The sequence below is a fragment of the Planktothrix paucivesiculata PCC 9631 genome (assembly GCF_900009265.2).
Lineage (GTDB): Bacteria > Cyanobacteriota > Cyanobacteriia > Cyanobacteriales > Microcoleaceae > Planktothrix > Planktothrix paucivesiculata.
This window is the reverse complement of record NZ_LR735008.1, coordinates 160,883-174,846: the sequence shown is the minus strand read 5'-3', so window position 1 is coordinate 174,846 and position 13,964 is coordinate 160,883. Positions and strand designations below refer to the sequence as shown.

General features: G+C 39.5%; 14 protein-coding genes. 7 read left to right on the top strand and 7 right to left on the bottom strand.

Annotated elements, in window-relative coordinates; all coding sequences use genetic code 11:
* The first annotated feature begins 44 nt into the window (after nucleotides 1-44).
* The 3 genes from PL9631_RS07735 to aroH all read left to right on the top strand — a co-directional run bounded on the left by PL9631_RS07735 (nucleotide 45) and on the right by aroH (nucleotide 6,422).
* Nucleotides 45-5,024, top strand: coding sequence for a PAS domain S-box protein (locus tag PL9631_RS07735; RefSeq protein ID WP_083618684.1), 4,980 nt, complete (start codon nucleotides 45-47; stop codon nucleotides 5,022-5,024).
* Nucleotides 5,024-5,965, top strand: a complete 942-nt coding sequence (locus PL9631_RS07730) for a diguanylate cyclase (protein ID WP_231516672.1) — start codon at nucleotides 5,024-5,026, stop codon at nucleotides 5,963-5,965. Before PL9631_RS07735 ends, PL9631_RS07730 begins: the two co-directional genes overlap by 1 nt.
* Nucleotides 5,966-6,035: 70 nt before the next feature.
* Nucleotides 6,036-6,422, top strand: coding sequence for a chorismate mutase (aroH, locus tag PL9631_RS07725; RefSeq protein ID WP_083618682.1), 387 nt, complete (start codon nucleotides 6,036-6,038; stop codon nucleotides 6,420-6,422).
* Nucleotides 6,423-6,541: 119 nt separating this feature from the next.
* Here aroH and secF read toward each other — a convergent pair whose 3' ends face one another.
* The 5 genes from secF to modA all read right to left on the bottom strand — a co-directional run bounded on the left by secF (nucleotide 6,542) and on the right by modA (nucleotide 11,794).
* Nucleotides 6,542-7,510 (bottom strand): protein translocase subunit SecF, encoded by a 969-nt coding sequence (gene secF, locus PL9631_RS07720; RefSeq protein ID WP_083618680.1) that lies wholly within the window; start codon nucleotides 7,508-7,510, stop codon nucleotides 6,542-6,544.
* A 75-nt stretch (nucleotides 7,511-7,585) separates the two neighbouring features.
* Entirely contained in the window at nucleotides 7,586-8,992 is a 1,407-nt protein-coding gene (secD, locus tag PL9631_RS07715; RefSeq protein ID WP_083618678.1) for a protein translocase subunit SecD, read from the bottom strand.
* 145 nt (nucleotides 8,993-9,137) lie between these two features.
* Nucleotides 9,138-10,118: an alpha-ketoacid dehydrogenase subunit beta gene (locus PL9631_RS07710; protein ID WP_083618676.1), complete on the bottom strand. Its 981-nt coding sequence runs from the start codon at nucleotides 10,116-10,118 to the stop codon at nucleotides 9,138-9,140.
* Between the two features lie 213 nt (nucleotides 10,119-10,331).
* Nucleotides 10,332-10,958 carry a molybdate ABC transporter permease subunit gene (gene modB / locus PL9631_RS07705; protein WP_231516671.1) on the bottom strand — a complete coding sequence of 209 codons (627 nt, stop codon included), beginning with the start codon at nucleotides 10,956-10,958 and terminating at the stop codon, nucleotides 10,332-10,334.
* A 23-nt stretch (nucleotides 10,959-10,981) separates the two neighbouring features.
* Entirely contained in the window at nucleotides 10,982-11,794 is an 813-nt protein-coding gene (modA, locus tag PL9631_RS07700) for a molybdate ABC transporter substrate-binding protein (RefSeq protein WP_083618671.1), read from the bottom strand.
* Nucleotides 11,795-11,957: 163 nt separating this feature from the next.
* On the opposite strand from modA, the gene PL9631_RS07695 reads away from it, so the two are divergent.
* Together PL9631_RS07695 and PL9631_RS07690 are read left to right on the top strand one after the other, a co-directional pair.
* Nucleotides 11,958-12,182: an addiction module protein gene (locus tag PL9631_RS07695; protein ID WP_083618669.1), complete on the top strand. Its 225-nt coding sequence runs from the start codon at nucleotides 11,958-11,960 to the stop codon at nucleotides 12,180-12,182.
* The gene (locus tag PL9631_RS07690; RefSeq protein ID WP_197046291.1) at nucleotides 12,172-12,357 is read left to right on the top strand and encodes a hypothetical protein; all 186 of its coding nucleotides are present in this window, start codon (nucleotides 12,172-12,174) and stop codon (nucleotides 12,355-12,357) included. Before PL9631_RS07695 ends, PL9631_RS07690 begins: the two co-directional genes overlap by 11 nt.
* A 111-nt stretch (nucleotides 12,358-12,468) precedes the next feature.
* Here the strand turns inward: PL9631_RS07690 and PL9631_RS27010 are convergent, their stop codons facing one another.
* Nucleotides 12,469-12,597, bottom strand: coding sequence for a hypothetical protein (locus PL9631_RS27010; protein WP_269321691.1), 129 nt, complete (start codon nucleotides 12,595-12,597; stop codon nucleotides 12,469-12,471).
* 102 nt (nucleotides 12,598-12,699) lie between these two features.
* On the opposite strand from PL9631_RS27010, the gene PL9631_RS07685 reads away from it, so the two are divergent.
* Entirely contained in the window at nucleotides 12,700-12,906 is a 207-nt protein-coding gene (locus tag PL9631_RS07685) for a hypothetical protein (RefSeq protein WP_083618666.1), read from the top strand.
* The gene (locus PL9631_RS07680; RefSeq protein ID WP_083618664.1) at nucleotides 12,906-13,172 is read left to right on the top strand and encodes a type II toxin-antitoxin system RelE family toxin; all 267 of its coding nucleotides are present in this window, start codon (nucleotides 12,906-12,908) and stop codon (nucleotides 13,170-13,172) included. The genes PL9631_RS07685 and PL9631_RS07680 overlap by 1 nt, the downstream gene beginning before the upstream one ends.
* 283 nt (nucleotides 13,173-13,455) lie before the next feature.
* Here the strand turns inward: PL9631_RS07680 and PL9631_RS07675 are convergent, their stop codons facing one another.
* Nucleotides 13,456-13,875 (bottom strand): hypothetical protein, encoded by a 420-nt coding sequence (locus PL9631_RS07675; RefSeq protein ID WP_083618662.1) that lies wholly within the window; start codon nucleotides 13,873-13,875, stop codon nucleotides 13,456-13,458.
* Nucleotides 13,876-13,964 lie beyond the last annotated feature (89 nt).

Sequence of the window (13,964 nt, the reverse complement as noted above, 5' to 3'; positions counted from 1 at the left end):
TAATAGGGAAAATAACTATCCCGTAAATTTTTCCCCAGAGGACAATGGTATTTTCCCAAGCGGTTGCATTTTTTTCCCCCACCGACTGCATTGATCGTCATTTTTTGAGGGTATCGCCCGATACCCCTGTCCTGGATGTAATTCAACAAATGACTCAAAACACCAGGGATACTCAGCCCAAACCCGATCCAAGCTGTGTGTTGGTTTTGGAGGATCAGCAATTAGTGGGGTTATTAACCGAACGGGATTTTGTCAAATTGGCGACCCAAGCGCGAAATTTGCAGGGGACAACCGTGGGGGAAGTGATGACACGGGGGGTGATTACGGTTCGGGAACAGGACATCAAAGAGCCCCTGGAGATGATTTCGATTTTACGTCAACATCGAATCCGACATTTACCGATTGTGAATGAACAAGGAAAACCTCTCGGGATTATCACCCCCCAGAGTATTCGAGGCGTATTAGAACCCGCAGACATTCTTAAGTGTCGAACCATTCGAGAAGTGATGGTTACAACCGTAATTAGTAGCTCCTTAAAAACCAGTGTATTACATTTAGCCGAACTGATGACAAAATATCGAGTCAGTTGTGTGGTGATTGGTAAAAAAATAACCGATCAAAAAATTCGTCCCTTGGGAATTGTGACGGAACGGGATATCCTGAAACTTCAAGCTTCAGAATACGATTTAAACCAGTTACAAGCCGAACAGGTGATGAGTCATCCCTTATTTTTGATTGATGCTAATGCTTCGCTTTGGGAAGCACATCAAGCTATGAAACAAGGAAACATTCGGCGGCTAGTGATTGTCAATGAGCAAGGATATTTAGCGGGGTTAGTCACTCAAACTACGATTTTACAAGCCATTGACTTGAGTGAAATTCAGACGGTTATTTCAGCATTAAAACAACAATTAGAAAAACTTCAAAGCGAAAAAATTAATCTATTAAAGACTTTAAATTCTGATTTGAAACAAGAAGTTAACAGTAATATTAATAAACTCAAAGAACAAAATCAAAGATATCAACTATTAGCAGATACGGTCTTAAGAATTCGTTCCTCATTAAGTTTAGATGAGATTTTGAATGCCACCGTCACCGAAGTTCGTCAATTGTTAGACTGTGATCGGGTGATTATTCAGAGTTCAGAGAATCCTGGAAAAATTATTGTAGAATCCCTTGCGCCGCCTGAATTATTAACCTCAAATCCCCTGGGAATCACTTTTTTTGAGTCCTGTGATCCTATGTCCTCTGATTTGGTCATTCCGATTACGGTAGAAAATCAATTCTGGGGATGTTTAATTGCTCAGAATGGGGATAAAATTCGAGAATGGCAACCGGAAGAAAGAGAATTTTTAGAAAATTTATCGGTTCATGTTGCGTTAGGAATTCAACAAGCTACTCTCCTGGAAAAAGTTCAAAAAGCCAATCAAGAACTCGAAGCTAAAGTTCAGGAAAGAACAATTGAGTTAGAACAAACTAATCAACAGTTAAGGGAAGAAATAGAACGAATTAAACGCACCAAAATATTATTAAGAAAACAGGAAGCGATTCTCAGAAGTTTTTATAATTCTTCGCTGATGATGATGGGGGTAGTTGAACTTTTAGAAACGGATATTTTACACATATCTGATAATGCAGCTACAGCTAAATTTATGGGTAAAAATACAGAAGATATTCAAGATAAATTAGCCAGCGAATTAGGGAGAAGTTTTGAAGATATCCAAACTTGGATTAACTATTATCGGGAAAGTCAACGGTTAGGAAAACCCATCCAGTTTGAGTATGAACATACTCGAGATCATCAGACAAAGCAATGGTTATTGGCAACGGTTTCTTATATTGGTTTATCCGAACAGCATCGTCCTCGATTTTCCTATATTGTTGAGGATATTAGCGATCGCAAACGTTATGAAGAATCCCTCCGTCAATATGAACGGATTGTTGCTAAAACCGCCGATTGTATCTGTTTACTAGATCAAAACTATAATTATAAAATTGCTAATCCAGCTTACTTAAAACTCATCGATAAACCCTTAGAGACCGTGATTGGTCATTCTATTATTGAAGTTTTAGGAGAGCAAATGTTTAATCAAACCCTAAAACCCTATCTCGATCAAGTTTTAGCCGGAGAAGTGGTACAAAAAGATGGCTGGATTAATCTTAATTCCGCCGGGAAATGCTATGTCAGAGGCACCTATACCCCCTATTTAGATGAACAAAATAAAATATCTGGAGTTCTTGTTAGTATTCAAGATTTAACTCATTTAAAACAAACGGAAGATGCACTCAAACACAATGAAGAACTGTTTGCTTTAACCGTGCAGCACGCCCCCGATGTCTTTGTGATTTATGATCCAGAACGGCGATTTGAATATGTCAATTCACGCACCGTAGAACGAACAGGATTCCCCAAAGAAAAATTTATTGGTTATCGAGATGAAGACGTTTATCCCCCAGAAGTTTATTCTCAATACCTGCCCTTATTAACTCAAACCATAAGTACAAAAACCTTGCAAATTGGGGAATTTACCTTGCAAATTCCCGGGCTAGAACCCTATATGATTGTTGTTAAATATGTACCAGTTTTAGATGATCGGGGGGAGATTGAACAAATTTTAGGGATGACTTTTGACATTAGCGATCGCAAACGAATTGAGGAAACCCTACGTCAACGGGAAGCCCAATTAAAAGCCCTAGCTGACAATATTCCTGGAACAATTTATACCCATATTAAATGTGCCGATGGTTCGAGTTATATAGAATATATGAGTGATGGTTGCTTAGAAGTATTTGGCTGGAGTGCCGAGCAAATTATCAAGAATCATAAAATTTTAGAACCGGGGTTTTACCCTGAAGATATTAAACAAGAACGAGAACAAAAAATCAGGAATGCAGTGACATTAACTCCTGTATTTTGTGAACTGCGCTATCGAATGCCCAATGGGAAATTAAAATGGCTTGCAGAAGCTTCTCGCCCCGAACGTCGAGACAACGGAGATATCGCTTGGCAAGGGATTATGTTAGATGTGAGCGATCGCAAAAGAACCGAATTAGAATTAAGAGAAACTAGCGATCACCTGAATTTCCTGCTGAATTATTCTCCTATTGTTATTTTAAGTTGTCAAGCCGAAGGCAATTATCCGATTACTTTTGTTAGTAAAAATGTTCAGGATATTGTCGGATATGATCCTCAAATCTTTTTAGAGGATTCTGGCTTTTGGATTCAACAGATTCATCCTGATGATCGGGAACGGGTTTTAATCAACTTAGCCACTCAATTTACGGAAGATTCTTATATCCATGAATATCGCTGGCTCAAAGCCGATGGTCAGTATGGCTGGTTTCTTACCCAGTTAAGAAAAGTCAAAGATGAAACCGGAAATGTGACCGAAATCTTAGGGTACTTAATTGATATTAGCGATCGCAAAATCTTAGAACAGGAATTAGCGACATTACTCGAACAAGAAACCCGTCGCAGAGAAGAACTTACCCAGAAAAATATCGACTTAGAGCAAGCGCGCCGGGAAGCCGAAATAGCTAACCAAGCCAAAAGTGAATTTCTAGCGAATATGAGCCATGAAATTAGAACACCGATGAATGCCATTTTAGGGTTTACGGATTTATTACAATCGGTGGTGACTGATCCTAAAGCTCGGCCCTATTTAGACGCGATTATTACGGGTGGTCGTACCCTACTGGCCTTAATTAATGATATTCTGGATTTGTCTAAAATTGAATCGGGCAAACTTGAATTAAATTATACTCGCGTTAACCTGCGGGTGATGATTAAAGAAATTCAACAGATTTTTTACCCGAAAGCTTCAGAAAAAAGGTTAGTTTTGCAAACTAAGATTGATTCCCAACTTCCCCAAACTGTTTATATTGATGAAACTCGATTACGTCAAATTTTGTTTAATGTCATTGGTAATGCCCTTAAATTTACCAACACCGGAGCAATTACGATTTCTACCAGGACTCAAGCTTACCAAACCTTAAACGGTGAAAAATTTTGGTTAGAACTTATGATTGAGGATACGGGAATTGGCATTGCAGAAGATCAGCAAAGTCTGATTTTTGAAGCCTTCATTCAAAGTTCAGGACAAAGTAATCGTAAGTATGGAGGCACAGGTTTAGGATTGGCTATTACTCAGCGCTTAACTCAGATGATGGGGGGAACCGTATTGCTTCAAAGTCAGCTTGGGAAGGGGAGTATTTTTACTTTTGTCTTTCCCGAAGTATCTCCGGCTCAAAATCCTATTATTCCGCAATCTAATTTGAGTGAAGATCGCAATCTGAATCAGTTTAAACCGAGTAAAATTTTAGTGGTGGATGACATAGAATCCAACCGAAAATTGATTCAGGGATATTTTGCTAAAAGTCACCATCAATTATGGTTTGCGGAGAATGGAAAACAAGCGATTCATCAGGCAAAACTTAATCAACCTGATTTAATTTTATTGGATTTACTAATGCCCGAAATGGATGGAAGAGTTGTGGCTAAATGTCTCAAACAGGAGCAAAAAACCCAACATATTCCCATTGTTATTGTTACCGCTTCCTGTCAAACTCAAGAATTGAAAGAACTTCAAGATTTTTGTCAAGGATGTCTGCTAAAACCCGTGAGTTTAAAACAATTAGTCACGGAAATAAAAAAACATTTACCCCTAAACTCTCAAACTGCTATGGTTATGGCAAATGATCAAGAGACGGATGATCTATTAGTTGATCTGTCTTGGGTCATTGGATCAGCCGCAGCACAAGAATTTCTTTTAAAACTTAAATACGAGGAAGAACAGGTTTGGAATACGTTAAGAAAAACCTTAAAAACTCGAGATTTACAGCAATTTGTTCAACGCTTACAAACCTGGGGGCAACAATATCAATATCAGCCTTTAATTGAATATGCCGAAGTCTTGGAAATGCAGTTAGACGCATTTGATTGGAATAATATTCCTGAAACCGTCAATGCTTTTCCTCGGATTATAGAAAGTCTTAAAAATGATGTTAATCAGGAGTTGAATTAATGAAAATGGACTTATTTATCCCAGAAGATTTTTTTATTTTGATTGTTGATGATATTACGAATAATCTAAAATTAGTTGGAGAAATTCTTGATAGTCTGGGCTATAATACCACCTTTGCTACCAGTGGTTTTCAAGCGTTAAATCGATTAAAAGATAATAAAATAGATTTGATTTTGTTGGATTTAATGATGCCCGAAATGGATGGCTTAGAGGTTTGTCAATTTATTAAAAACGATCCCGCATTACAAGAAATTCCAATTATTTTTCTCACGGCTAGTTATGAAGAAGAAAAATTAGTTGAAGCGTTTGAATTAGGGGCTGTAGATTATATTACTAAACCTTTTATTAGAAATGAACTCTTAGCACGAGTTAAAACCCATTTAACCCTAAAACAAACAACAGATAATCTCAAAAGAGCTTTGGTAAAACTTCAACAATTATCTCAACTCGATCCCCTGACCCAAATTTTAAACCGTCGTAGCTTTTTTGAATATATTGAAAACCAATTCAATCGAGCGATTCACGATAAAAGTTTATTTTCTTTACTGATCTTAGATTTAGACCATTTTAAACAAATTAATGATAATTATGGTCATTTAACAGGCGATCAAATTTTAATCAATTTCACTTTAGCCATTCAGAATTATCTCCGATCCAGTGATTATTTTGGGCGCTATGGCGGAGAAGAATTCGTAATTTTACTCCCGGACACCGATCAAGCAGATGCCCTGAAAATTGCCCAGGAAATTTGTGATTTAATTGCTCACCTTTCCATTCCCACGGAAAAAGGGAATTTAAACATCACAGTTAGTATTGGAGTCGCAGTTTTTAGACCCCAGGATACTCGAATTGAGGATATTTTTGATCGGGCCGATCAATGTCTATACCAAGCCAAAGCCCTAGGAAGAAATACTTGTTATGCCGAACAATCTCAATTATAATTTTTCACCTTGTCTCCCGGTATTGCTAAACTGAGAACAATCAATATTTTAATCGCGGAGGATTCTATTTGTGGACTGGCGAGTTCGAGCCATTCGTGGCGCAACGACGGTTTCAGAAAATTCGGTTGCAGCCATTCGAGAAGCGGTCATAGAATTACTAGACGAATTGGAAACCCGTAATCAACTTGATCCTAATGAAATTATTAGTATGACCTTTTCTGTCACCAAAGATTTAGACGCTATTTTTCCCGCCGCGATCGCCCGTGAGCGTCCTCAATGGCAGAATGTTCCGTTATTAGATGTTCAACAAATGTACGTCGCCGGCAGTTTAGAAAAATGTATTCGCTTCTTAGTTCATGTTAACCTACCCAGCGATAAAACCCAAGTTTATCACCCCTATTTAAGAGCAGCAGAAAATCTCCGTCCCGACTGGAATTTAAACCCAGTTCATTCTTAATAAAAGGGGAATGGGGAATAGGCAATGGGCAATATTTTATCCCTTATTTTCTATTCCCTATCCCTTCTTGAAACCCCTATTCATAGCTTTATCCCGACACGGGATAACCTACCCTGAATTTACTCTTTTTCCGTGGCTAAAGTCACCGAATCGGATTTGCGATCGCGCCACCAAGCTAACATTGTACTGGCAATAAAAATACTAGAATAGGCCCCAGCCGTGAATCCCACTAATAAAGCTAAGGCAAAATATTTTAGGGTTTCACCGCCAAATAGGAAAATACAAATTAGGGGCAATAGGGTAGTTAAAGTGGTATTAATAGACCGGGTTAAAGTTTGTCCCACCGCATCATCCACCACTTGGTTAATATGCAGATCAGGATTTCGGGCAATCACTTCCCGAACTCGGTCATAAATTACCACCGTATCATTAACAGAAAATCCCACAATTGTCAACAGAGAAACCAGAAATAAACTATCAACTTCTACCCCTAAAACTAAACCCAAAATTGAGAATACTCCTAGGGTCACAAAAACATCATGGAATAAAGCAACAAAGGCAAAAAAGGCATAGTCCAACTTAAACCGAAAACTTAAATAAACTGTAATTCCGGCAAAAGACAATAATAAAGCAATTAGTCCCGAGATAAAAATTTGACGACCAGTAGTAGGGCCAACGGTATCAATTTGAATCCCTTTTGGGTCAAAGGCTCCGATTTTTTGACTTAAAGCCGATTGTAAATTGCTTCTTTCATCAACGTTTAAAGTTTTGGTGCGAATCGAAACAATTTGTTTATCTTTTTTGCTCGAATCTTTATCTAACAGTTGAATCGAACTATTTGCTAAACCCTGACTCGCTAAAACTTCCCGAACTTGAGTAATCTCAATCGGGCCATCACAATTATTAGCAACCGAACAATCCAATTCTAATTGGAGGCGAGTTCCTCCTACAAAATCCAAGGCTGGACGTAAGGGAGCGCCAATATCTGGCCGACTCCAAGAAATTCCCATAGCGACAATTCCCGCCAGAATAACCGCGCCGGAAATCGTCCACCATAGGTTACGTCGTTTAATAACACTAAAAGCCATAAATTAGTTGACCGTTGACTGTTGACTGTTTACTATTCCCTTGTTACTGAGCGAAGTCGAAGTGTTCCCTATTCCCTAATTACTAACTACCGAGAGATCTTTTTTCAAATTCGGACAAAACAATTCCGGTTTTCTTAACTCTGGGAAATCAAGAGATAGGAATAGGAAACTGCGACTACAAGTAATAGCAGTAAACATACTAACCACGACTCCTAATCCCAAGGTAAGAGCAAAACCTTTGACTAATCCTGTTCCAAACCAAAACAGGGCTACACAAGCAATTACCGTGGTCACATTCCCATCTAAAATACTACCAAATGCCCGATAAAAACCCGATTCCACAGAACGGTATAGGGTTTTTCCCGCCCGCAATTCCTCACGGGTTCGTTCAAATATCAGAACATTAGCATCCACCGCCATCCCAATACTCAGAATAAATCCAGCAATTCCAGGTAAGGTTAAAGTTACCCCCAATAAATTAAATAGGGCTAAACTTAATAAGGCGTAAATAATTAAAGAAAAATCCGCAATTACTCCGGGTAATCGATAATAAACAATCATGAAAATCAGGACTAGAATTAAACCCGTTACCCCGGCGTAAATACTCCGTTGAATACTATCCCGTCCTAGGGTAGCCCCCACGGTGCGGTTTTCCACAATTTCCACGGGAACAGGTAAAGCTCCGCCGCGCAATTGTACCGCTAAGGAATTAGCTTGTTCGGCAGTAAATCGACCCGTAATTACCGCCCGACCCCCGACAATTCCTGTATCAGCAAAATCCACCGGAACCGACGGAGAACTTAATAAACTATTATCCAGAAAAATCCCAATAGTTCGACCGGTTCCCGCTAAATTTTTAGTCAGTTCAGCGAACCTTTCCCCTCCTTCAGAACTAAACACTAAACCGATATTCCAGTTTCCTCCCCCTTGTACGGGTTCAGGATAGGCGTCTTTTAAATCTTGACCTCTCAAAAGAGGAGTATTATAGAGTTGGGCGATCGCATCATTACTTCTATTTAAAGATTCGATAGCGGTGGCTAAAGTTTGAGAATCACCCTTTTTTTTAGCATCCTCAATTTGTTGTTTAATTCCCTGTTGGACTTGAAATTCTACCGCTAACTGTTGTTCAGTTCCCGATTTTTGTTCCCGGAAATCTAACTGCGCCGTTCCTCCTAAAACCCTTTCCGCTTCTTGGGGGTCATTCACCCCTGGTAACTGCACCAAAATCTGATTTTCTCCTACGGTTTGCACCAGTGCTTCCGATACCCCCAATTCATTCACCCGGTTTTCAATTACACTTTGAACCGAGGTCAGAACCCGTTCATCAATCACAGGAACCGCTTCCGAAGGTTTCAATTGAACAGTAAGTTGGGAACCTCCCCGTAAATCTAAACCCAGCCGAAAAGGAACATTAGTTAAGACTATAATAGAGGCAATTAGCATCACTAAAATCAGAATTAAAGCAGATCTTTGTTTTCGCATTTTTATTAATAATTAGTAGTCAATCAGTTATCAATTATCAATTATCAGTAGAGACGTGCCCGAGCGCAGCGATGCCGTAGGCTATTGGCGCGTCTGTATCAGTTATCAGTCATCTGGCAACTAATAACTGATAACTGATAACTGATTACCGATAACTGATAATTGATTTAACTCCTTCCACAATTTGTTCCGGTTGAACAATAGTTAGTCTCTCTAAAGCACCGTTATAGGGTGTAGGAATATCTTGGGATGCCAATCTTAATACAGGCGCATCCAGTTCATCAAAAAGACGATCATTAATTGAAGCCGTAATTTCTGCCCCCAGTCCCCCGGTTTTCATACATTCTTCCACGATAACTACCCGATGGGTTTTGCGAATCGATTCCCCAATGGTTTCAAAATCGAGGGGTTTAAGAGAAATTAAATCAATCACTTCCGGATCATAACCCTGTTTGACCAAAGCAGGAACCGCTTGCATGACGTGATGGCGCATCCGAGAATAGGTCAGAATTGTTACATCTTTCCCCTGTCTGACTATTTCCGCCTTATCGATGGGGACAATATATTCCTCGTCGGGGATTTCTTCCTTGAGGTTGTATAACAGAACGTGCTCAAAAAATAGCACCGGGTTATCATCCCTAATCGCGGCTTTGAGTAATCCCTTAGCATTATAAGGCGTGGAACAGGCGACCATTTTCAAGCCGGGAACCGACTGGAAATAGGATTCTAAGCGTTGGGAGTGTTCCGCCCCCAGTTGACGGCCCACACCTCCAGGGCCACGAATTACCAGAGGCATTTTAAAATTTCCCCCGGAGGTATAGCGCAGCATTCCGCCGTTATTGGCAATTTGGTTGAAGGCGAGTAACAAAAATCCCATATTCATGCCTTCAATAATCGGCCGCAACCCTGTCATTGCAGCACCAACAGCCATTCCTGTAAAACTATTTTCGGCAATCGGAGTATCTAAAACCCGTAATTCCCCGTATTTTTCATAAAGATCTTTTGTAACTTTATAGGAACCGCCATATTGACCCACATCCTCCCCCAACACAAACACGGAGGGGTCACGGGCCATTTCTTCATCGGTTGCCTGTTTGAGGGCGTTAAAAAGTAGGGTTGGTGCCATTGCAATTGTTGATAAGCGATTGTGGATCACAGCTAATCTTACCCGAAAACGAATCCTCAAACCCACCAGGGTAAACTCTTGTCTTCCTGTGTTGCGGTGTTCCGGTGCGATATAGCGCTACGCATTACAGTTAGGACACTTTTGAGTTATGAAACCCTGTTCCCTGTTCCCTGTTCCCTGTTCCCTAGCGCGTAGCGCGATATCAGGGATGATTTAACGATGGGCTGAATTTTTTCTTTCCAACATTCTGACGCAAAACAATAATATAAAAGCGATCGCCGTCATGATCAATACCATCATATTCGCTAGTCCATACTCTTGCCTCTGCACCGCATCATAGATAGCCAGAGGCAAAGTTTGAGTCCGTCCGGGGATGCTACCACAGACCATCACCGTTGCCCCAAACTCTCCTAAACCTCGGGCTACACTCAATCCAAAACCTGCCAAAATACCCCGATAGGCAAGGGGCAGGGTGATACACCACAGCAAATCTAATCGAGAACAACCACAGATCCGGGCTGCATCTTCTATCTCAGAGTCAACATCACAGATCGCCACTCTGGTTGACTCCACCATCAGGGGCATGGCCACAACGGCCGCAGCGATCGCCCCCGCTTGCCAAGTGAATAACAGATCAATTCCTAGCCATTCTTTGATCGGGCTACCCCGTCCCAAGCTCAACAACAGGAAATAGCCCACCACACTAGGCGGTAAAACCAGGGGCAAATTCAGCAAAGTTGAGAGAAAAATTTGCCCTGGGAAGTTATTTTTTGCCAGCCACAGGCCCAAACTCAAACCGATAAACAATACGGCAATACTGGCGGCGAGCGTAACTTTCAATGACAAAATTAGAGGGGCTAAGATCACTTAATAGGCTCCTCTCCCGGCAAAATAAAACCGTATTTCTGCATCAGAGGGCGACCCTTTTCACTATTAATAAAACTAGCAAACTGTTTAGCAGCTTCGGGGTAAGGGGCATTTTTAGGGACGGCTAACATCTGTTCCAGGGGTTTATGCAAATTGTCGTCAATTAGAGTCCATTTACCCGGTTTATTCATACTGATCGACAAAGCCACGATCGCCACATCCGCATTACCGGTTTCGGCATATTGCTGAGTTTGTCGGACATTTTCACCTAAAATTAGTTTGGGTTGGAGGGTTTCCCAAATCCCCAGCGATTGTAAGGCTTCTCTGGCGGCAATTCCATAGGGAGCGTGGTCAGGATTAGCGATCGCAATTCGTTTAACTTCTGGCTTCAATAAATCTTGAAGTTGTTTAATTTCTAGGGTTGCCTCCGGTCTTTGCCAGAGTGTAATTCGCCCCACACCATAGAGGGCTTTAGTATTAGAAATAATCAGTCCCTTGGCGTCTAAATCTTCCACAAATTGTTTATTAGCCGCGGCAAATAAATCAACGGCCGCGCCCCTATCGATCTGTTGGGCCAGTTGTCCGGTGGAACCCAGATTAAGTGTCACCTGATTTCCGGTTTCCTGTTCCCATAACCTACCAATTTCGGGAAAAACATAATTGAGATCGGCAGCAGCAGAAACAATTAAACTGATCGGGGGCGGTGGCGAGGAAATAGTTTCTACAGAAGTTTTTTGATTAGCAATACCACAGGCTGATAAAATTCCTATAAAAAATAGAGATAGCCATAACCATTGATATTTTTTCATAAAATCTATAAAAATATTGGGAAGGGATTGAAACTGCGACCAATTGTACTTCCCTATTAACCTGCGATCCCACCCCAAGAGCGATCTCCAATCATCAAAATGACACAAAATGGTAAAAATAAGTTAAGCTAAGTAAAAATTATCAAATTACATTGTTTGATTTATGAATAGTCTATTATCTGAACAAATTTTACCCCTAACTATTTCCGAAAAACTTCAATTAATAGAAGATATTTGGGATAGTGTTGTTATGGATGCCGATCAAATTCCTTTAACTCAATCTCAAAAACAGGAATTAGATCGGCGTTTAGCATCTTATCAAAATATTGAAAATGAAGGTGAATCTTGGGAAGTAGTTAAGCGAAGAATTATTAAAGATGACATATAAAATTAAAATTTCCGAGGAAGCTGAATTAGATTTAGAGGAGGCGTATCGGTGGTATGAATCACAAGTTAACCAACTCGGATCAGAGTTGATTCGAGTTGTAGATAAAAATTTAGCTTTAATTCAACAAAATCCTCTCGCTTATCCCATTATTTATAATTACGAAACGCTTTTGTGACAATCGATTTCATGACTTGACCGGAAAGACTTCATCCAATGAAACGGTGTCACCGTCTGAGATTTCCTGCCGAACCATGTCAGCTAATCGATCCCACTGCTCGTCTGTGGTTTATTCAAACTGCTTTGTCCATCTCTGTTCGTCTTTCAGTTCAGCCATAAGACGCAATGCGATCGCATCTTGCTGGTCGGCAGGAAGTTCTTGGATTTCTGCAATAACTTGCTTGAGGAGTTCAGTCATGATTCCAGGCAATAGATATATTACACCATTCTATATAATACTAACCAAAAATTCATTAAAATATGCTATAATTTGAAAAAACAAATTTGACATTGTAAAACAATGAAATTATCAATTGATGACGAAACTACAAAAGAAATGCTGACAGAAATAATGGTAGAAATTATTAAAACCAGAAAAGATTTATTTTATGATCTTATCCTAGAAGCATTGGAGGAAATTTCTCTAGCTAATGCCATTAAAGAAGGACGACAAGATGATTTTGTTTCTGAAGAAAAAATATTTGCTTTATTAGATAGTGAAAATTAATGAAAATCAAATTCGAATCAAGATTTGAAAAAGATTTAAGAAAAATTAAAGATAAAAAAGTTTTATCTGAGTTAAAGCAAATAATCATTCAATGTAAAACAACAGAAAACCCATTAGAAATTAATCATCTCAAAAAATTACAAGGTTATGATACATTCTATCGTATCCGTTTAGGCAACTATAGGATAGGGATAGAATTGAGTGAAGATACAATTATTTTTACTAGGTTTTTACATCGAAAAGATATTTATAAGTTTTTTCCTTGATTAGCAAAAAATGTGTGATTGGCAATCAATGAAAGTAACTGTAGGGTTGGCAATCAGCGTTAAATGGTGATTATTAAGGAATAACTTTTATAATTGCCCACCACAACCAAAAATCCACCAACTCCCTCAAAAAAGCGATCACACCTCAAACTTCCTTCAAACAGTGATCGCATCTCCAACTCCCACAAAGAGCGATCGCAATAAAAATAAATGTATATAATTTAGTGGGTGAGAATCAAAGGTTTAAAAGCATTGCCCACCCTACGAACTACTACCAGAAAAATTATTCCAGTCTAGTCCAAGTGGATGTTGCTGGTGCTGTATTCACTCCACAACCATGCCAACCTTCTTGCCAGAATCTCACATTATCATTGTCAATCACTCTAATGTAACCTCGAACTGAAGTCTTGCAACCGGTGGAGTAATCTATGCGTGTCACTGTTATATTAATTCGATTCGGATCTTTAGTCGAGTAAGATCCCTGTATAATATGATTGAAAGAACCATTATCACAATTACCTTCAATAGTAGTTCCATCATCGTCCAAGAAATTGATTGGACAGTCTGGACTTCCCGTCCATTCACCAATAATGTTGAAAGAACCAGCATAAGCTTGTGGTGCTTGTAATAAAGCTGTTGTAATACATGAACCAGCTAAAAGCAGAGAACCAACTAATAAATTTGCTAATCGTTTAGATTTCACGACGTTAACCGCCTATATTTTGTAAATTACCTATATTATCTAAATAAACCAAGCTAATTACTATCCTAAAAAGCCCTATTAAATCGTGT

What these genes read in the sequence shown, in the direction of transcription:
- PL9631_RS07680 (WP_083618664.1), top strand. Translation starts at nt 12,906, where the DNA reads ATGAAAATCAAATTCGAATCAAGATTTGAAAAAGATTTAAGAAAAATT.
- PL9631_RS07685 (WP_083618666.1), top strand. Translation starts at nt 12,700, where the DNA reads ATGAAATTATCAATTGATGACGAAACTACAAAAGAAATGCTGACAGAA.
- PL9631_RS07695 (WP_083618669.1), top strand. Translation starts at nt 11,958, where the DNA reads ATGAATAGTCTATTATCTGAACAAATTTTACCCCTAACTATTTCCGAA.
- PL9631_RS07730 (WP_231516672.1), top strand. Translation starts at nt 5,024, where the DNA reads ATGAAAATGGACTTATTTATCCCAGAAGATTTTTTTATTTTGATTGTT.
- PL9631_RS07710 (WP_083618676.1), bottom strand. Translation starts at nt 10,118, where the DNA reads ATGGCACCAACCCTACTTTTTAACGCCCTCAAACAGGCAACCGATGAA.
- PL9631_RS27010 (WP_269321691.1), bottom strand. Translation starts at nt 12,597, where the DNA reads ATGACTGAACTCCTCAAGCAAGTTATTGCAGAAATCCAAGAACTTCCT.
- PL9631_RS07735 (WP_083618684.1), top strand. Translation starts at nt 45, where the DNA reads ATGGTATTTTCCCAAGCGGTTGCATTTTTTTCCCCCACCGACTGCATT.
- modA (WP_083618671.1), bottom strand. Translation starts at nt 11,794, where the DNA reads ATGAAAAAATATCAATGGTTATGGCTATCTCTATTTTTTATAGGAATT.
- secD (WP_083618678.1), bottom strand. Translation starts at nt 8,992, where the DNA reads ATGCGAAAACAAAGATCTGCTTTAATTCTGATTTTAGTGATGCTAATT.
- PL9631_RS07690 (WP_197046291.1), top strand. Translation starts at nt 12,172, where the DNA reads ATGACATATAAAATTAAAATTTCCGAGGAAGCTGAATTAGATTTAGAG.
- secF (WP_083618680.1), bottom strand. Translation starts at nt 7,510, where the DNA reads ATGGCTTTTAGTGTTATTAAACGACGTAACCTATGGTGGACGATTTCC.